At 61.2% G+C, this 19,074-nt stretch carries 17 protein-coding genes; 10 read left to right on the top strand and 7 right to left on the bottom strand.

Annotated elements, in window-relative coordinates:
- The first annotated feature begins 52 nt into the window (after positions 1-52).
- Entirely contained in the window at positions 53-1,876 is a 1,824-nt protein-coding gene (locus tag HNQ65_RS20215; RefSeq protein WP_184342391.1) for a sulfatase family protein, read from the top strand.
- Positions 1,877-2,042: 166 nt separating this feature from the next.
- Here HNQ65_RS20215 and HNQ65_RS20210 read toward each other — a convergent pair whose 3' ends face one another.
- Positions 2,043-2,498, bottom strand: a complete 456-nt coding sequence (locus HNQ65_RS20210) for a transposase (protein WP_184342389.1) — start codon at positions 2,496-2,498, stop codon at positions 2,043-2,045.
- Between the two features lie 204 nt (positions 2,499-2,702).
- Between HNQ65_RS20210 and HNQ65_RS20205 the strand changes: the two genes are divergently transcribed.
- Entirely contained in the window at positions 2,703-3,992 is a 1,290-nt protein-coding gene (locus HNQ65_RS20205; protein WP_184342387.1) for a right-handed parallel beta-helix repeat-containing protein, read from the top strand.
- Between the two features lie 361 nt (positions 3,993-4,353).
- On the opposite strand, the gene HNQ65_RS20200 is transcribed toward HNQ65_RS20205, so the two are convergent.
- On the bottom strand, positions 4,354-4,584 hold the full coding sequence (locus HNQ65_RS20200; protein WP_184342385.1) for a hypothetical protein: 231 nt from the start codon (positions 4,582-4,584) through the stop codon (positions 4,354-4,356).
- A 114-nt stretch (positions 4,585-4,698) separates the two neighbouring features.
- On the opposite strand from HNQ65_RS20200, the gene HNQ65_RS20195 reads away from it, so the two are divergent.
- From HNQ65_RS20195 to HNQ65_RS20175, 5 genes are all read left to right on the top strand, one after another.
- Positions 4,699-6,255 (top strand): sulfatase family protein, encoded by a 1,557-nt coding sequence (locus tag HNQ65_RS20195; RefSeq protein WP_184342384.1) that lies wholly within the window; start codon positions 4,699-4,701, stop codon positions 6,253-6,255.
- A 68-nt stretch (positions 6,256-6,323) separates the two neighbouring features.
- Positions 6,324-6,707: a GxxExxY protein gene (locus HNQ65_RS20190; RefSeq protein ID WP_184342382.1), complete on the top strand. Its 384-nt coding sequence runs from the start codon at positions 6,324-6,326 to the stop codon at positions 6,705-6,707.
- A gap of 63 nt (positions 6,708-6,770) precedes the next feature.
- Positions 6,771-8,405, top strand: a complete 1,635-nt coding sequence (locus HNQ65_RS20185) for a sulfatase-like hydrolase/transferase (RefSeq protein ID WP_184342380.1) — start codon at positions 6,771-6,773, stop codon at positions 8,403-8,405.
- A gap of 4 nt (positions 8,406-8,409) precedes the next feature.
- A complete protein-coding gene (locus tag HNQ65_RS20180; RefSeq protein WP_184342378.1) occupies positions 8,410-9,135 on the top strand; it encodes a family 16 glycoside hydrolase in 726 nt (241 codons plus the stop codon).
- Between the two features lie 16 nt (positions 9,136-9,151).
- The gene (locus tag HNQ65_RS20175) at positions 9,152-10,117 is read left to right on the top strand and encodes a peptidyl-alpha-hydroxyglycine alpha-amidating lyase family protein (protein WP_184342376.1); all 966 of its coding nucleotides are present in this window, start codon (positions 9,152-9,154) and stop codon (positions 10,115-10,117) included.
- A 312-nt stretch (positions 10,118-10,429) separates the two neighbouring features.
- Here HNQ65_RS20175 and HNQ65_RS20170 read toward each other — a convergent pair whose 3' ends face one another.
- Positions 10,430-11,356: a LysR family transcriptional regulator gene (locus HNQ65_RS20170; RefSeq protein ID WP_184342374.1), complete on the bottom strand. Its 927-nt coding sequence runs from the start codon at positions 11,354-11,356 to the stop codon at positions 10,430-10,432.
- Between the two features lie 85 nt (positions 11,357-11,441).
- Here HNQ65_RS20170 and metE point away from each other — a divergent pair, with 85 nt between their 5' ends.
- Positions 11,442-13,796, top strand: a complete 2,355-nt coding sequence (gene metE, locus HNQ65_RS20165) for a 5-methyltetrahydropteroyltriglutamate--homocysteine S-methyltransferase (protein ID WP_184342709.1) — start codon at positions 11,442-11,444, stop codon at positions 13,794-13,796.
- Positions 13,797-14,128: 332 nt separating this feature from the next.
- Positions 14,129-15,019 (top strand): methylenetetrahydrofolate reductase [NAD(P)H], encoded by an 891-nt coding sequence (metF, locus tag HNQ65_RS20160; RefSeq protein ID WP_184342371.1) that lies wholly within the window; start codon positions 14,129-14,131, stop codon positions 15,017-15,019.
- 3 nt (positions 15,020-15,022) lie between these two features.
- Here metF and zigA read toward each other — a convergent pair whose 3' ends face one another.
- On the bottom strand, positions 15,023-16,246 hold the full coding sequence (zigA, locus tag HNQ65_RS20155; protein WP_184342369.1) for a zinc metallochaperone GTPase ZigA: 1,224 nt from the start codon (positions 16,244-16,246) through the stop codon (positions 15,023-15,025).
- Between the two features lie 236 nt (positions 16,247-16,482).
- Between zigA and HNQ65_RS20150 the strand changes: the two genes are divergently transcribed.
- Positions 16,483-16,632 (top strand): helix-turn-helix transcriptional regulator, encoded by a 150-nt coding sequence (locus HNQ65_RS20150; RefSeq protein ID WP_184342367.1) that lies wholly within the window; start codon positions 16,483-16,485, stop codon positions 16,630-16,632.
- A gap of 589 nt (positions 16,633-17,221) precedes the next feature.
- On the opposite strand, the gene HNQ65_RS20145 is transcribed toward HNQ65_RS20150, so the two are convergent.
- The 3 genes from HNQ65_RS20145 to HNQ65_RS20135 all read right to left on the bottom strand — a co-directional run bounded on the left by HNQ65_RS20145 (position 17,222) and on the right by HNQ65_RS20135 (position 18,989).
- Positions 17,222-18,265, bottom strand: coding sequence for a fatty acid desaturase (locus HNQ65_RS20145; RefSeq protein ID WP_184342365.1), 1,044 nt, complete (start codon positions 18,263-18,265; stop codon positions 17,222-17,224).
- 194 nt (positions 18,266-18,459) lie between these two features.
- Positions 18,460-18,759 (bottom strand): type II toxin-antitoxin system RelE/ParE family toxin, encoded by a 300-nt coding sequence (locus tag HNQ65_RS20140; RefSeq protein WP_221306229.1) that lies wholly within the window; start codon positions 18,757-18,759, stop codon positions 18,460-18,462.
- Entirely contained in the window at positions 18,756-18,989 is a 234-nt protein-coding gene (locus HNQ65_RS20135; protein WP_184342361.1) for an addiction module protein, read from the bottom strand. Before HNQ65_RS20135 ends, HNQ65_RS20140 begins: the two co-directional genes overlap by 4 nt.
- Between the last annotated feature and the right edge of the window lie 85 nt (positions 18,990-19,074).

Below are 19,074 nucleotides of genomic sequence, written 5' to 3'. Positions count from 1 at the left end.
CCGCCCCACATCGCTGAAAACACCCCGCCGTCTCCACGTTCTCAGCGCCATCATGCTCCGCGCCCTGCTCTGTTTCGTTGTCTCCTTCGCCCTGCTGCCCTCCGCCCTCGTCGCAAAGCCCAATCTCCTCGTCATCACCACCGACGATATGAGCTGCGACTCCGTCGGCGTTTACGGCTGCAAGCTCAAGGACACCACGCCCCACATGGACCGGCTCGCCGCTCAGAGCCTGCGCTTCAACTACGCCCACACCGTCGTCGGCAATTGCATGCCCTCGCGCAATGTCATGTGGTCCGGCAAGTATCCGCACAACAACCGCATCGAAGGCTTCCAGTCCATCACCAAAGAGTCCAAGAATTACCCCGTGCTCGGAGACCTCATGAAGGACGCCGGTTACTTCACTGGCATCCGTCACAAAGTCAGCCACTCCACCCCCTACTCTCCCTTTCCGTGGGATCTCGTGCTAGGAGATGAAAAGCACGACGACGCCAAAAACGCCGCCTCCTGGGGCAAGGCGGCCACCACTGGCATCGAGGCTGCAAAGAAAGCCGGAAAACCCTTCTGCCTCCTGCTCAACATCGCCGACCCCCACAAGCCCTTTTACGCCGAGGGCAAAAAGGGTGAGACCATTCCGGATAAAAACGTGCCCTCCAAAGTCTTCACTCCCGAGGAGGTGCCCGTCCCCGGCTTTCTGCCAGACGACCCCGTCGTGCGCAAGGAGCTCTCCCACTACTACTCCAGCGTGCGCCGTGCGGACGATGGCGTGGGCGCCATCCTCGCCGCGCTCAAGGACTCCGGTGAGGATGAAAACACCATCATCATCTTTCTCTCAGACCACGGCATGCCGCTGCCCTTTGCCAAAACCCAGCTCTACCACCACAGCACCCGCACCCCGCTCATGATCCGCTGGCCCGGCGTCACCCAGCCCGGCGGCGTCGATGATGAGCACCTCATCTCCACCGTCGATCTCCTGCCCACCATCCTCGACATGCTCGGCATCGCCTCCCCCGGAGGCTTCGACGGCAGCTCCTTTGCCGCCGTGCTCAAGGGCGAAAAGCAGCCGCAGCGCACCATGATCTTCAAGGAGCACAACGAAAACTCCGGCGGTCAAAACACCCCCATGCGCGCCGTGCAGACCAAGGACATGGTTTACATCTTCAGCCCCTGGTCCAACGGCACCCGCATCATGACCGGCGCCACCAATGGCACCGCCACCTGCCGCCAGATGCGCGTGCTCGCCAAGACCAACGAACAGATCGCCGCCCGCATCGACCTCTTTGACCACCGCGTGCCCGAGGAGGCCTACGACGTGTGCTACGACCCCGATGCTCTCACCAATCTCATCGCCAAACCCGAGCACGCCGCCCAGGTGGCCGTCCTGGAAAAAGCCATGGAGGACTGGATGGTCAAAACCAACGACCCGCTCCTCGAAGTCTTCCGCCATCGCGACGATCCCGCCGTGCGCGAAAAACTCATGCAGCAGCTCGAAGGAAAGCAGATGACCAAAAAGGAACGCATCGCCGCCAAGCAGGCCGCCAAAATGCAGAGCAGGCCCGCCACCAAACCCGACTCCTTCATAGCCCTCGTCGTGCCGGAATCCGTCACCCCCGGCCAGAAAGCCACCGTCAGGCTCACCCACCACTTCCCAGCCGCCCTCGGTGAAAAGCCCGTGCAGGTCACCCTCAAAGGCGGCGACAACAGCCGCATCCAGCGCAAGGAAGTCAAAGCCCGCGGAGACGGCATCATCGAAGTCACCTTCGACATCCCCGCCACCCTCCCCGAAGACAAAGCCATCTTCGCCGCCCTCGTCGGCACCACCATCAAGGACACCCTCCAGCATTTGCAGGCCAAGCCGGTTCCTGTGGTGGCGAAGTAGTGCTGTTGCCCACCGCTCGTTTCACTTAAAACAACGTCTGCTCTCACACATGAGAAGGCCAACGGCCTTCCGTATTTAAGCCCAGGGTTCGCAGAACCCTGGGATAAGAGCAAGCCACATCGTTTGTCATGGTGCAACCCCAGCGGGGTTGCGTCCATCGCCGCAATTACCCCCAAACATACGCCTCATCCCATCTCTGGTTATGGCGTCTGAGCAGTTCACGATACTCGTCTTGAAAGGTGATTTTCCGATGATGCTCCTCCTGTTTCTCGATGTATCGAACCACGGCAGCTGAACGGGATTCAGATACCGAAAAGCAGCCGTATCCAGCCTGCCAGTGGAACTGGCGGAACATGCCGCCGCGCTCCTGAATCCAATTGCAGAACACGCGTTTGATCTCCTTGACGAATTCCGCCATGGCAATGGTGCGCGATAACGTGGTCAGCAAGTGGATGTGATCCGCGACACCTCCGATCTGGATGGGAAGACAGTCCAATGCCTTGGCACATCCACCAAGATAAGAGTGTACCTCGGAACGAAAAGCCGCGTCGTGGAAAGCTGGCTCTCGGTCTTTGGTAGAAAAGACAGTGTGGATCAAAACGCGGGCAATCGACTGAGACATGACGAATTCTGGATCATGCGACGAGGGACGCAACCCCGTTGGGGTTGCGCTGAAAATGGCACGGTGTAGTGACTCACGCCCCCAGGGTTCTTGCGAACCCTGGGCTTAAATACGCATGCCCGTTGGGCATGAAGCCTTTGCCTGGCAGGTATGCGGTTCAGTTCTACGATAGGCTTCCTCAAGAGGCACGTTTGAAAATCATTCATGATCCGCCGTCTGTCTTTCCTCCTCTTTCTCTGCGCCACCGTCGTCACCGCCGCCGACCTCTCCGTCGCAAACTACTCCTCCATCCAGGCGGCGCTCGATGCGAACCCAAACCGCATGCTCTTCGTGCCGGCGGGCGACTACTCCATCACGCAAAAGATCCGCATCCGTGGCGATCGCAGCGGCCTCTTCGGCCCCGGCCGCATCATTCAGCAGAGCGCCGATCAGCCGATCATCGAGATCGAAAACGCCACCGGCGCGGAGATTCGTGATCTCACGCTCACCCGCGCCGAGGGCAAGATGGACTCCCGCAATGAGGCCATCCTCGCCATCAAATGCCGCGACCTCGTCATCGAAAACGTGCGCGCCATCGACAATCGCAGCCCTGCAGGCGCCATCTCTGTGCGGGAGAGCAAGGACACCCGCATCTCCCGCTGTCTCGTGCGCAACTACATGCGCGTCAGCATCGACGACCGCACCCAGAGCAAGGACTGGGGCTACGCCTTCAACTGCACCGACGGCACCGGCATCAGCGTCAGCTACAGCACCGGCATCCTCATTGAAGGAAACCGCGTCATCGAGGACAACTTCGTCCCCACTCCCGAAGTGAAGGCCCGGTACAAGCTCGGCGACTACGTGAAAAAGAATCCCGAAAAAGGCGCGCTCATGAACCAGCAGGCCTGGGACTCCAACTACACCGACGCCTGGCAGCAGGGCTCCGGCATCATCGTCACCGCCCCTGAAATCAGCGACCTCACCCGCATCATCGGCAACCACATCGAAAACGCCGCTCAGGGTCTCGACATCCATGCCGACCACGTCATCGTCTCGCAGAACATCATTACCAACGCCTTCATCGGCATGAAGGCCATGCACGGCTCACGTAATGTGCTCATCACTGGGAACCAGTTCGTGCGGAACTCCCTCTGGGCCATCGGCCTCATGCCCGGTGCCGCTGCCCATCCCGCCACCGACGACAAACCCGAAAACGCCGACGGCGGTTCCATCATCTCCAACAACCTCATCTCCGACTTCGGCTACGGAGACGCTCATTGGATCTGGGGAGACGAACGCTCCCCCTTCAAGTTCGACACCGGCCAGCAGCCCGACGACCCGCCGCTCACCGACGTCGTCATCACTGGCAATGTCATCCACGCTCTCGGCAAGCCCCGCTACAAATACGCCGTCATCATCCCCGGCGGCCCCAATGCCCCACGCGGCCTCCATTTCTCCAGCAACCTCTTCCACCACGGCACCCAAGGCATCTGCAACACCGATCTGCCCCAGTAAAAGGAGCGCGGACTTCAGTCCGCAGCACCCCGCCAAACCGAGGACTCATGTCTCGGATCTGCGAGTGATAGAAAATTATTCACAAGCTATATAATATTATATAATACCACGATCTATCAAAAACACGATCGTTTTCTGCTGGACACAACTGCCTCGCTACCGACCAGCCCCGAAGGGGCGGCCTATCGTAGCCCAGGGCAAGCGAGCCTAAGCGAGCGCCGCCCTGGGTTCTGCCAGCCAATCCGGAAAGCAAACCCAGCGCTTTCTTTATCACGCCGCGTCCTCCAGCAGCGTTCCCCCGTCCTCCCGCAACACCTCGCGTCCGCACCCACTCATTCCGTCAAACGAACCTCGAACGGTGTCACCCACCCGCCAGCCACTTCTGAAACGCCGTCTCCACGCGCTCCAGCATCTCCGTTCGACTGCGGCGCACATCCGTAAACTGGTTCCACTGCGCGATGTCCCCGCCCGCTCCTTCCACTTCGGCGATGAATTCCATCACCAGCCCCAGCTTGTCGCGGTGCTCTTCGCGCAGGTAGTCAGTGCAGGCGGCCGCGGTCTGCTGCAGCCGGTTTTTCGTTCCCAGTCCCATGTGCCATCCATCCGGCGTCTGCCCCGCGCAGGCAAGCAGGAATGAAAGCTTCGCCGCAGATCATCTTCCCGCGTCTTTGCCGAAGGAACACGCCCGCCGCTCCGTTCCCTCGCCATGCGTCAGCCTGCATTCCTTCTCTGCCTCCTTGTTCTCTCAGCACTCGGCATTCGTCCGTCATCATTCGCCACCGAGCCACCGCCCAACATCCTCTTCGCCATCGCCGACGACTGGGGCCCGCATGCCAGCGCCTACGGCACACCCTGGGTCAAGACCCCCAACTTCGACCGCGTCGCAAAAGAAGGCCTTCTGTTCCGCCAGGCCTACACACCCAATGCCAAGTGCGCCCCCTCACGCGCCTGCATCCTCACCGGTCGCAACTCCTGGCAGCTCAAAGAAGCCGCCAATCACATCTGCTACTTCCCGCCCGAGTTCAAAGGCTGGGGCGAGGCCCTCGCGGAGAAAGGTTGGAACGTCGGCTACACCACCAAAGGCTGGGGCCCCGGCGTGGCCAATGACGCCAATGGCAAGCCCCGCCAGATGACCGGCAAGCCCTATAACAAACGCCGCGCCGAAGCTCCCACCCCCGAAATTCTGAACTGCGACTACGCCGCCAATTTCAGCGACTTCCTCGATGCCGCCCCTGCTGGCAAACCCTGGTGCTTCTGGTATGGCAGCGTCGAGCCGCATCGTGGCTACGAGTTCGGCAGCGGCGTCGCCAAGGGGGGCAAAAAGCTCACGGACATCGACCACGTCCCCGCCTACTGGCCGGACAACGACGTCATCCGCAATGACATGCTCGACTACGCCTTCGAGGTCGAGCACTTCGACCGCCATCTCGGCCGCATGATCGCCGACCTCGAAAAGCGTGGCCTGCTGGACAACACCCTCATCATCGTCACCGCAGACCACGGCATGCCCTTCCCGCGCAGCAAGGGAAACGCCAACGTGCAGGCCAATCACGTGCCCCTCGCCATGATGTGGAAAAAAGGCATCCTCCAGCCCGGCCGTACGCTCAGCGATTTCGTCAGCTTCGTCGATCTCGCCCCCACGCTCATCGAGGTCGCGGGCATGAAGTGGTCAGACACTGGCATGGCCGAGTCTCCCGGCCGCAGCCTCACCGATCTCTTCGCCGCCAAGCCCGCCCATGTGCGCGATCACGTCCTGCTCGGCAAGGAGCGCACCGACGTCGGCCGCCCGCACGACTGGGGCTATCCCATCCGCGCCATCGTCACCAAGGACAGCGTCTTCATTGAAAACTTCGAGCCCACCCGCTGGCCCGGCGGCAATCCCGAGACCGGCTACATGGACTGCGACGCCGGCGCTACCAAGACCTTCATTATTGATGCGCACCGCAAAAACCCCGCCGACCCTTTCTGGCAGCTCTGCTTAGGCCTCCGTCCCGGCACCGAGTTCTACGATCTCAAAGCCGATCCCGATTTCGTCCATAACCTCCCTGCCGATCCCCGCGCCACCGCCTTGAAAACCCAGCTCCACGCCGAGCTCTCCCAGCAGGGGGATCCCCGCATGTCCGGCCAGGGAGATGTCTTCGACAAATACGAGCACGCCATGAAGGCCAATGTCGGCTTCTATGAGAAGTTCATGAGCGGCAAGCCCATGAAAGCCGGATGGATCAATCAAAGCGATATCGAACCCCGGCCCGTGCTCCCATGAGACTTTGGTTTTGAGGGTGGCCTACGGAAGGCACGGAACACACGGAAATAGGATTTTTATCGCGACCCATGAGCAGCAATTTGATTTTTCCTGATGAGAGCTTTCGGATTCGAGGTGCTTGTTTTGAAGTCTACAAGGAAAAAGGCGGTGGTTTTACAGAGCCTATTTATCAAGAGTGCTTGGAGGCTGAGCTCGAGTTGCAGGGCATTCCATTCGATGCGCAGCAGCAGTTTCCGCTTCTATACAAAGGCCGCAGGCTCCATCATACTTTCATCCCGGACCTCGTCTGCTTTGACAAGATCATCATCGAATTGAAAGCAGTCCCTCATCTCACTGACGAGCACCGGGCGCAGGTCATTAATTACCTCAAGGCCACGGACATGAAACTAGGTCTGTTCATCAACTTCGGCCACCACCCCAAGGTTCAAATCGAACGCTTCCTCAATCAATAATTCACCTCAGCCCCTCCGGTTTCCGTGTATTCCGTGCCTTCCGTAGGCCAACCTCAAAATATCATGCGCCCCGCCATCCTCCTTCTATCATTCTTCTGCATCCTGCAGTCGTCATTCGCGGCTCCGCCAAATATCCTCTTCGTCCTCTCAGACGACCACAGCTACCCCTTCATCCACTGCTATGGGCGCGAGGAGATGAAGACGCCAAACCTCGACCGCTTTGCCGCAGAGGGCATCATGTGCCGCCGCATGTTCACCGGCGCACCGCAGTGCGTCCCCTCGCGCGCCACCATCATGACCGGCCGCTCCGCAGTCGCCTGCCGCATGACGCGTTTCTCCTCGCCTCTTCCGCGAGATGAGATCACCTTTCCCGAGATCCTCAAAAAAGACGCGGGCTACTTCGTCGGCTGCTGCGGTCGCACCTATCACCTCGATGGCTCAGGTCGCAGCCCCGAGGCCTCGTCACAGGTCTTTGAGGAGCACCACCTCGTCACCTTCAAAGACCGCTTCGACTACGTGGACGCCAGCGGCCAGGAGAGCCTGCCCACCAAGATTAACGAGTTCTTTGATCAGAAGCCGAAAGATAAGCCCTATTTCCTCTGGGTCGGCTTCAGCGATCCCCACCACGCCTGGAATACCGGCAAAAATCCTCCCGATCCCGCCAAGCTCAAAGTCCCCGGCTTCCTTCCCGATCTCCCCGGCGTGCGCAATGATCTCTCCGCCTATGAAGGCGAGATAGAGCATTGCGACGGCGACTTCCAGCGCGTGCTCGACCTCGTCAAACAACGCGCCGGTTTGGAAAACACCCTCATCATTTTCATGGGAGACAACGGCATGGCCTTCCCCAGTGGCAAAGGCTCCTTGCACGATCCCGGCCTGAATGTCCCCCTCCTCGCCTGGTGGCCCGGCGTCATCAAGCCCGGCGGCGACTCCAGCGCGCTCATCTCCGGAGAAGACATCGCCCCCACCTGCCTCGAAGCCGCCGGTCTCCCTGTGCCAGAGCGCATGAGCGGCATCAGCTTCCTCCCGCTGCTCAAAGGCGCCAAGTTTGAAAAAGAGCGCCAGCACATCTTCGCCGAGCGCGGCCCCCACGGCAGCGCCACCTTCAATGAAGGCACCACCGCCAGTGGCGTGGACTACAGCCGCTGCGTGCGCAGCTCCCGCTACAAGCTCATCTACAACGTCACCCCCAACCTCCGCTACACCCCCGTGGACAGCGGCGGCGATCCCAGCTGGAAAGACATCACCAAGGCGCACGAGGACAAAACCCTGGCCACCGAGTTCGAGACCCTCTGGTTCACCAGCCCGCGCCCCGTCTATGAGCTCTACGACCTCCAGGAAGACCCCGCCGAGCTGCACAATCTCTACGGCCAGAAAGGCCTGGAGGCAGCCACCCTCGAGCTCAAGACCGCACTGCAAAAGAAAATGATCCTCGACTACGACTACCTGCCCCTTCCCATCGCCGGAGACGCCAAAGCCAAGGGCAAAGCCCAGTCCAAAAACAACCCCAACCGCGCCGAGCAGTTCAAACGCCTCGACACCGACCACGACGGCAAGCTCACCAAAGAAGAGTTCAGCGCCAAACGCGACCCCGCCGATGCCGCCGCCTGGTTCAAAGCCCGCGACGTGGACGCCAGCGGCACCATCGATCAAACCGAATACACCGCCGGCACCGTGCCCAATCCGCCCAAGAAATAATGTCATGAAACACTTCCTCCTCTTCCTCCTTCTCTCCCTCCCCCTCTCCCTCTCCCTCTCCCTCTCCCTCTCCCTCCGCGCCGACTTCATCACCCCGCTCTTCTCCGACGACTTCTCTCGTGACGAAGCCACCCCCGGCAAGGAAGACATCGGCAACGGCTGGACCAGCAACAGCGCCTGGCGCGCCAAAGGCCATCAGCAGGTCGATCTCATCGACGGCCACATGCACGTCACCAAGCACGCCGAGGCCGACCACGGCGTCGCCATCTTCCATGCGGCCGAGTTTCAAGACGGCATCGTCATGCTAAAGTTCCGCCTCGGCGAAGGCGACGACCTCGGCGTCGATTTCGTCGATCGCGAGCTCAAAACCGTGCACGCCGGACACCTCTGCATCGCCCGCGTCACCAACAAAGCCGTCACCATCACCGACTCCAAGACCGGCGGCATGGACAACGAAATCCGCGCCCGCCGCGAGAAGGGAGACAAGTCCCCCGAACTCGCCGCGCTCCTCAAATCCAAAACCAAATCCTTCAAGCTCGACCTTAAGCCCGGCGAGTGGCACACCCTGAACATCAAGATCGTCGCCGACCAGATGACCGTCCGCATCGACGACCTGGAAGCCGTCTCCTTCACCAGCCCCGGCATCGCCCATCCCACCAAGCGCATGATCACCCTCGCCGTGAACAAATCCGCCGACGTCGATGATGTGCAGGTTTCAAAGTTAAAGTGAGCCCCGCGCCCCCTCCATGCGCTTCGTTCTCCTGTTCAGCCTCATCGCCACCGCAACCCTCGCGCAGCCACAGCACACTGTCGTCCCCGACTGGCCGCAGTTGCCAGAGGGCCACACCCTCGGCCTTTGCGCCGGTGTGGGTGTCGATGCCCAAAACCGCGTGTTCGTTTTCCATCGCAGCGGCCGCGTCTGGACCAAGCCCTTTCCCAAAGAACCCATCGCAGCGCCCACCGTCAGCGTCCTCGACGGTGCCACAGGCCGCCTCCTCAGCACCTGGGGCGCTAGCCGCTTCATCATGCCGCATGGGCTCACGGTGGATCACACCGGCAATCTCTGGCTCACCGATGTCGGCCTGCATCAGGTCTTCAAATGCTCGCCCTCAGGCGAGGTGCTGCTCACACGGGGAGAGGCAGGCGTCCCCGGCGATGACACGACTCACTTCAATCTTCCCACCGATGTAGCCGTGCTGCCAGACGGTTCCTTCTATGTCAGCGATGGCTACCAAAACACACGCGTTCTGAAGTTCACTGCCACAGGCCGCTTCGAGTTTCAGTGGGGCACCAAAGGAAAAGGGCCGGGCCAGTTCCATCTGCCGCACGGAGTCACCCTGGACCATCAAGGCCGTGTCATCGTCTGCGACCGCGAAAACGAGCGCCTTCAGGTCTTCGACCCCAAAGGCGCCTTCCTGCACGAATGGAAAGGCCCGCAGATCGGCAAGCCCTACGGCATCGCCACCAGCCCTGCCGGTCACCTCTTCATCATCGACGGCGGCTCTCCGTCATTGAAACGCGAACAGCGCGGCAAGGCAGTGGAAGTCGATCCCACAGGCCAGATCCTCGACACCTTCGGCAGCTACGGCAAAGCCCCCGGTCAGTTCCAGCTCGGTCACGACATCGCCGTCGGTCCAGACGGCTCCATCTATGTCGCCGAAGCCACCGGCGCACGCGTGCAGAAATTCACACGCAAAAAGGCAGCCGAGTAAGAGCCCGCGACTCTCGCGCTAAGCCTGCCAAATCCACCAGACGGACGAGGCCGCATCGCTAGGCGTCAGCCCCAAAGGGGCTGCGTAATTGAGCCCAGGGGTGTCGAGCTTTAGCGAGTGCTCCCCTGGGTACATGCAGCCAATCCGGTGAAGCAAATCCAGCGCACCTCAAAACCGCGCCGGGCACCAGCAGCGTCTGCAACATGTTCCGCCGCACGCAGCTCCGCTCGTATCTACGGGCACCATCATGCGATTGGCTGCCTCGAGAACCATGCCACGCCTCCGGATGGACACCCAATGACTCCGCACCCATCACCTCCCTTCCTCAGCCACCGCCGTGATTCCCTTCAGGCTGTCAAAGCTCACCCTCTTCATCGTGGCGATAAATTCCCGCATGTACGCCGTCCCGGCCAGCCTGCGTGTCGTCGCGGCATTCAGCTGCGAATACAGCCCGCTCTTCCGCACAGGCCGGTGCGCCACATAGTTCCGCTCCAGGTAGGGCTGCACCGCCCAGCCCGGCATGGCCGCGACTCCGCGCTGGCTCGCCACCAGCTGCAGGATCGCCACCGTCAGCATCGCCGTCCGCCGCACCGGGTTCACCCCCAGCGGCGCCAGCACCTCCCGCACCAGGTCGATCCGGTCGTCCGGGATCGGATACGTGATGAGCGTCTCCTTGGCAAAGTCCTGCGCAGTCAGGTGGCTCTTCCGTGTGAGCGGGTGCTGATGTGCCAGCAGAGCCAGCACCTCGTAGCGAAACAGCGGATGATATACGATGTCCTCACGCGGCGGCGCTTTGGACACGATCACCAGATCCGCCTGGTTCTCGATCAGCAGCCCGGTGGGGTCGGGCTGAAAGCCGGACACCAGATCCATCTCCACCTCCGGCCACGCCACTCGAAACTCATCCATCGCCGGCATCAGCCAGTCAAAGCACGAGTGGCACTCCACCGCGATGCGCAACTGCCCGGCCTTCCCCTCCGCGATGCGCGCCACATCGCGCTCGCACTGCCGCATCTGCTTCACGATCTCATGCGCCGTGCCCAGCAGCCTCTCCCCCGCAGGGCTCAGCCGCAGCGGGCTGCTCTTCCGCTCAAACAACGGCACCCCGAGATGCGTCTCGATGCTCTTCACCTGATGCGAAAGCGCAGGCTGGGAAAGGTGCAGGCGGCGGCCCGCTTTGGAAAGATTGCCCGTTTCAGCCAGGGCGATGAGGGCGTGCAGATGGCGGATTTCGATCATGACCCCATCATAAACCATTTCGATGATCATCCACAAAACTCTCTGGATTGTGAATGCTGATTCCGGCGATAGTTATCCCGTCGCTATGAGCGACAACATCATCCACACCCACAATCTCGGTTACCCCCGCATCGGCGAGCAGCGCGAACTCAAAAAAGCCACCGAAGCCTTCTGGCATGGCAAAATCTCCCCGCAGGAGTTGGAAGCCACCGGCCGCAGGCTGCGCCGGGACCACTGGGCCAAGCAGAGCGCCGCAGGCATCGACCTCATCCCCTGCAACGACTTCTCCTTCTACGATCAGATGCTCGATTTCTCCTGCCTCATCGGCAACGTCCCGCCGCGCTTTGGCTGGTCCGGCGACAGCATCGATCTCGATACCCTCTTCCTCATGGCTCGCGGCTCCCGTGGTGAAGGGCATGAAAGCTGCACCCAAGGCTGCACTGGCGGGCACGGGGCGGCCTTTGCCTGCGAGATGACCAAGTGGTTCGACACCAATTACCACTACATCGTTCCCGAGTTCCGCGCAGACACACAGTTCCGTCTCTTGGGCAGCAAAGTCTTCCATGAGTTTGAAGAAGCCAAAGCCCTCGGCCTGCGCGCCAAGCCCGTGCTCCCCGGCCCCGTGACCTACCTCTCGCTCGGCAAAGTGCAGGATTCGCAGCATCCGGACTTTGATCGCTGGTCCCTGCTCGATGGGCTGGTGTCCGTCTATGAGCAGATCCTGCGCCGCCTCGCCGCACAAGGCGCGGAATGGGTGCAGATCGACGAACCCGTCTTCGCGCTCGATCTCTCCCCACATCAGCGCGATGCCGTGGTGGATGCCTGGCGCAGGCTCGCTGCTGCCGCGCCCGGTTTAAAAATCATCGTAGCCAGCTACTTCGGCCCCCTGCGGGAAAATCTGCCGCTCTTCCTCTCGCTGCCTGCACAGGCCTTCCACTGCGACTTCGTGCGTGCTCCAGAGGAGCTGGACGCAGTGCTCGATCATCTGCCGCAAGACAAGATCCTCTCCCTCGGCGTGGTGGATGGCCGCAATATCTGGAAAAACGACTTCGCCAAATCCCTCACGCTGCTCACCGCAGCCAGGGCAAAGCTGGACGCACGTCGCCTCTGGGTCGCTCCCTCATGCTCTCTGCTGCATGTGCCCGTCACCCTGGCTTCCGAGCCCGCACTGGATGCACAGATCGAAAACTGGCTGGCCTTCGCCGATGAAAAGCTCAAGGAGGTCGTCACCCTCAGCGCGCTGCTTCGTGGTACCGCGCGCAGCGGTGTGCTGGAGGAAAATCAGGACGCCATCCACAGCCGCGCCACCAGTCGCCGCACGCACAATCCGGAAGTGCGCGCACGTCTCGCGCTGGTGACGGATGGCGATGCCCGCCGCCGCTCACCCTTCGCGCAGCGTCAGCTTTTGCAGCAGTCCCGGCTCGGTCTGCCGGAGTTTCCCACCACCACCATCGGCTCCTTTCCTCAGACCGCCGAGGTGCGTTCCATGCGCGCCCGCTGGAAGAAAGGCGAGCTCACCACCGCCGAATACGAGGTCTATCTGGAAAACGAAACCCGAGCCTGCGTCGCCTTTCAGGACGAGATCGGTCTCGACATGCCCGTGCACGGCGAGTTCGAGCGCAATGACATGGTCGAGTACTTCGGCGAGCAGCTCGACGGCTTCCTCTTCACTGCCAACGGCTGGGTGCAGAGCTACGGCACCCGCTGCGTCAAGCCGCCCGTGATTTATGGAGACGTAAGCCGCCCCGCACCCATGACCGTGCGCTGGGCCCAGTTCGCGCAGTCTCTCACGCCACGCCCCATGAAGGGCATGCTCACCGGCCCCGTCACCATCCTGCAGTGGAGCTTTGTGCGCGATGACCAGCCCCGCTCTGAGACCACACGCCAGATCGCCCTCGCCATCCGCGACGAAGTCGTGGACCTCGAGGCCGCAGGCATTGCCGCCATTCAGATCGACGAGCCCGCCATCCGTGAGGGCCTGCCTCTGCGCCGTGCCGACTGGGCCCAATACCTCGACTGGGCCGTCACCGCTTTCCGCCTCAGTGCCAGCGGTGTGCGGGACGATACCCAGATCCACACGCACATGTGCTACTCCGAGTTCAATGACATCATCGCCGCCATCGCAGACATGGACGCCGATGTCATCACCATCGAAACCTCCCGGTCAAACATGGAGCTGCTCGGCGCCTTCGTGGACTTCCGCTACCCCAACGAGATCGGCCCCGGCGTCTATGACATCCACTCCCCGCGTGTGCCCTCTGTCAGCGAAATGGAAAACCTCATGCGCAAAGCCGAGGCCGTCATCCCGCGCCGCAATCTCTGGGTCAACCCCGATTGCGGCCTCAAGACACGCGGCTGGCCCGAAGTGAAGACCTCCCTCATCCACATGGTGCAGACCGCCAAAAAACTGCGCGCCACACAGCCGCAACATGCTGTGTAATACCACGATCTATTGAAAGCAGGTCTCTCATTTTACCTCGAGCTTCCTTCTTCGCAGCAACCCCAAAGGAGTTGCGGAGTTGAGCCCAGGGTCAGCCGAGCCTCAGCGAGGCGACCCTGGGTATGTCAGGCAGTCCGGTCAGCAAACCCGGCGCTCCTCACCTCCACGCCGGGTTCCAGCAGCGTCTGCAACGCGCCCCGCCGCAGGCCTCTCATGCGGGCATCCTTTAGCACCATCCTTCGATTAGGCGCCTCTGAAAACCACGGCAACCGCCCTCTACAAATAGCCATTCATTCAGGCCCGTTTTCAATGCCCCCTGGATCTAACCCGCAATGCACATCCACGACATCCTCTCCGCCACTCGTGGCACCACCGCGTTCTCCTTCGAGTTCTTTCCACCGCGTACCCCTGCCGCGGTGAAGACCCTGCAGACCACGCTCGACCACCTCGCGCCTCTGCGCCCCGCCTTTGCCAGCGTGACGTATGGCGCGGGCGGCAGCACCCGCGAGCTCACCCAGAGCCTCGTCACCGAGCTGCGGCAGAGCGATGTCTTTGACCCCATCCCCCACCTCACCTGCGTCGGCCACAGCGAGTCAGACATCATGGCCCTGCTCACCCGCTACGCCGCCGCCGGAGTCAGCAATATCCTGGCTCTGCGCGGCGACCCGCCTTCAGGCGGCACCGGCAGCGGCGACTTTGCACACGCAGCGGATCTCGTGTGCTTCATCCGCCAGTTCAATGAACGCGGCCTGCACCCTGACCCGCGCGGTTTCGGCATCGGCGTCGCCTGCTTCCCCGAGGGCCATCCCGCCACCCCCAATCGCATGACCGAGATGGACCACCTCAAGGCCAAGGTGGATGCCGGAGCCGACTGGCTCTGCACCCAGGCCTTCTTTGACAATCACGACTTCCACGACTTCCGCGCCCGCTGCGCACTGGCCGGCATCCACACGCCCATCCTCGCCGGCATTCTCCCGCTCACCACCGCCAGCGGCATGCAGCGCATGGCCGCACTCGCCGGCGGCATGCGCTACCCCGCCCGACTCATCCGTGCCCTCAATCGCGCAAAAGATGACCCCGAAGCCTTCCGCCGCATCGCCCTCCATCACGCCGCCGAGCAATGCACCGACCTCCTCGACCATCAGGCCGACGGCATCCACCTCTACACCCTCAATCAAGCCCAGCCCGTGCTGGAAATCCATGCACGCTTGGGCCTTCGCTGAGCCTCATACACTTTCCTCCGCCTCATTCGTCGGCACCCACGCAGGGAAGGGATCTGGCAGCGCCCGCCATTCATGGTGCCCGGCTTTCATCTCATCGTCATTCAGCAGGCATTCATCCAGCCGCGCCGTCAGCGCGGCACGGTCCATCCTCCGCCCAATGAAGACGATTTCGCTGCGGCGGTCGCCATAAGGTTCCTGCAAGTTCGCTTCGATCTCCGCCAGCGCGTCAGCATCCGTCGGCCATTCATCGCGACTCACAGCCGACCAAAACAGGCCCATCGCCCGCGTTTCGCGCAGCACCCCCGCTTGGGAGAGATAGCCCGCCAGCTCCATGCGCGTGGCCAGCCAGAACATGCCCTTGGCGCGGATCACTCCCTCCCACGCGGCGCGCATGAAGACATCAAACCGCTGCGGATGAAACGGCCGCCGTGCGCGGTAAATGAAGCTGCTGATGCCATACTCCTCGGTCTCGGGCGTGTGTCCGTTCAGAGAATCCAGCCAGCCCTCCGCCTGCTCGGCCTTGGCCAGCTCATACAGTCCGGTGTCCAGCACCGCCTCCAGCGGCACCTCCGAGCGCCGTGTCTCATGCACCCTGGCCTCCGGGTTCAGCGCACGGACCACGCCGCGTATGTCCTCCAGTTCCTCCGCGCTGACCTCATCGATCTTGTTGATCAGGATGACATTCGCAAACTCGATCTGGTCCGTCAGCAGATGCACGATCGTGCGCCCGTCTTCCGCAGACACCGCCTGTCCGCGCTGCTGCAGGTCATCCGTGCTGTAGTAGTCGTTTAGAAAATTCCGCGCATCCACCACGGTCACCAGCGTGTCGAGCTGCGCCAGATCATTCAGACTGCGCCCCTGCTCATCCTTGAAGGTGAAAGTCTCCGCCACCGGCATCGGCTCGGACACACCGGTGGACTCGATCAGTAGCGCATCAAACCTCCCCTCCTCCGCCAGCCGGGCCACCTCGAGCATCAGATCCTCCCGCAGCGTGCAGCAGATGCAGCCATTGCTCATCTCCACCATTTTCTCCTCCGTCCGCGAGAGCCGCGCATCCCCCGCTTTCACCAGTTGTGCGTCCACATTCACCTCACTCATGTCATTCACAATGACCGCCACCTTCCGCCCCTCCCGGTTGCGCAGGATATGGTTGAGCAGCGTGGTTTTCCCCGCGCCAAGAAAGCCGGAGAGAACCGTGACAGGGAGTTTGGAAGCGTGAGCAGGCATGCAGAGGGCGGTTTAAATAACGCAACAAAGTTGCAGTATTGAACATCAAACGCAACAAAATTGCAATAACAACTTCAGTGACGCACGCCTTGCCACTATGAGGCCTCATTATGCCCCCAGTTACGCCAACGCCATGCTTCGTTGCCGCGCAATTTGAGGGCCTTTTGAGGATAGGTCTAAAACAGCCTGAAACCAGTCAATGAACGCCGAGGGCAGGGCTGCTGTCTGCATCCTGTATGAGCAACAAACCCACCCTCACTCCCAAAGAAAAAGAAATCCAGAGCCTCTTCGTCCGTGGCAAATCCCCCGAAACCATCGCCGTCCGCATGGGCATGAAACTCTCCAAAGTAATGATGGTCATCGCCATGCTGCCCAAGCTCCTTTGAGCCAGCGGCATCCATGCGCGGCTGCTTATACGATGCACAGCTGAAAACGGGGCTCATGGGTCGAATCCAGCATCCATGCGGCCAGCCCGCACTCTGGCGGAGAGGGATCGTCCCGATCCCTCACGCTCTCGCAACGCCCAGCATTTTCGCGTCTCCACAAAGCCGGACCTGCCGCATCATCCAGCGCCATCGCACATCCGCGAACACGCAGCAGGTGGGGGTTAAGATGCTCCCCCTCCATCGGCTCGCGACTCCACCTTCAGACCGTTTTCAACTCATCAAGATAGGATACCCTGAATACTGGAATGCGCGTCTGAAGAGACGGTTCGTCCGTGAGTAAGCATGGATTCCGCAAGGCACTGCGTCGCGGGCCAAAGGCCCGCAGGAGTCAAGCCCAGGGCGCAAGCCCTGGGTGTTGGGTCAGCAGCATTCTCTCTCAAGGCCGCGCTCTGAAGGAGCGCAGGAGCGACTGCGAGATCATCTGCAACGCGCAAGCTACCCTGAAGATATCTACGAGCCTGTTCACAACCGTTCTCAGCACATGGTGATGCTAGTACCCTGAGAGATCACTCCCCACGGCACTCACCAATCACTTTCCTTCTTCGGCCTTCTTCTTCTGCTCCCGCCGCACCTCGCGCATGCGCCGCCAGCCCACCAGCTTCTTGTGCTGCTCGTCCCACAGGCGGTAGGCCAGGGACTTGAAGCTCATGCGGATCGTGATGGGCTTCACCTGCTGAAACACCGGGTGCGAGTAATGGCAGCGCTCCAGGTAATAATTCGGAATGCGCGAGCTCAGGTGGTGGATGTGGTGAAAGCCGATGTTTCCCGAGAGCCACTGCAGCACGCGCGGCAGCTTGTAGTACGAGCTGCCCTGCAGCGCCGCCGCCGTAAAGTCCCACGTCTCATGCTCCTCCCAGTAGGCATCTTCAAACTGGTGCTGGATGTAGAAGAGCCACACCCCGCACGCGCCGGACACCCCCGTGGTGATCGCTTGCAGGATGAGATAGTTCAGCGGCCCGTAGATCCATGACATTATCGCTACCATTACCAGCAGCGCCACATTCATGTGCCACACCGAGTTCCGCTCTCGTGTGTCCCCATTGCTGCGCGGCACGCGCTGTAGAATGACAAACAGCACAAACGGCGCGATGAAAAACAGCACAAACGGATTCCGCGCCAGCTTGTAGGCAAAGCGCTTCCAGCGCGAGGCCTCCAGATACTCCTGCACCGTCATCGTCCACACATCGCCAACCCCGCGCTTGTCCAGATTTCCCGTCGTGGCGTGGTGCAGCGAGTGCTCCCATCGCCACTGGTAGTACGGCGTGAAGGTCAGCATGCCGGTGAAAAAGCCCGTGATGTCATTGGCCCGGCGGCTTTTGAAAAACGAGCCATGCCCGCAGTCATGAAAAATGATGAACACCCGCACCAGCAGCGTGCCCGCCAGCACGGCCAGCGGCGCCGCCAGCCACCAGGACACACGCAGCGCGAAATAAATGCCCACCCACAGCGCCACATACGGCACCAGCGTGTCCACCAGCTGCACCACCGCCCGCCAGAGCGATGGCTTTTGAAACCTTGCCACGATCGCCTTCCACTCTGCCACTGTCGGAAACCTCGGCTGTAGCGCCGGCATGGCAGCATCACTCATATTCATAGGGCTCCCCTTTCGGTTGTTGGCTCAGCATAGCTCATTCCGGCCTCGATTCAAGCATGCTCGGGCGCGCGCAAAAGAGGCTCATGTAATGACAAACACCGCCTCACCCCAAAATCCCCGGCTTGATTCCGCTGCCTGCTGAAAGCACCCGCGCAGAGGGCCTTGCAGCCAGCTTAGCCAATGCGGCCACGCCAGTAGTCAGGCTCACGGTTGAGATGCATCACAGCCACTACTTCAATGCAGTCAGCTTCGGGCTGATGATAAATCACCCCATAGGGGAACTGCTTCAAGAGCTTGCGACGGTACTTCTCGTCTAGGCGGCGCCAGGTTTCAGGATTGCGTCTGATTGCCTCCAAAGCGGCAACAAGCCGTTGCTTGAACTCCTGAGCCAGCTCCTTGCTGATGCGGCGATAGTAGGCCCCGGCCTCGTTAAGTTCGAGCCTCGCTTCAGAAGTGTAAATCACGCGTATCACGCGATGATGGCGTCGAGTTCTGCCATGACTTCTTCATGAGAATAGGAACGTGTTTCACCACGTTCACGGCGCTGCACCCGCGCATCCATTTCTTCCCGCCACTGCGCCGGCATCTCGTCGTCATCTTCCAAGCTCACCAGCAGGCGCTCAGCGATGTAGGAACGCTCAGGGCGCGGCATGGAAAGTACGCTTTGGAGGACGCTGTTAATGTCGAGGGCGTCGGCAGGCATGGAGGTATTGTATCAGCCGCCAGCCAGTATTTCAACCTGGGATGCGGCCCTGAAAAACGCATGAATGGCATGGTCAAAACCGGTC

The sequence above is a fragment of the Prosthecobacter vanneervenii genome (assembly GCF_014203095.1).
Classification (GTDB): Bacteria; Verrucomicrobiota; Verrucomicrobiia; order Verrucomicrobiales; family Verrucomicrobiaceae; genus Prosthecobacter; species Prosthecobacter vanneervenii.
Note: the sequence above shows the minus strand (reverse complement) of the source record. Positions and strands in the feature narration are given on the sequence as shown.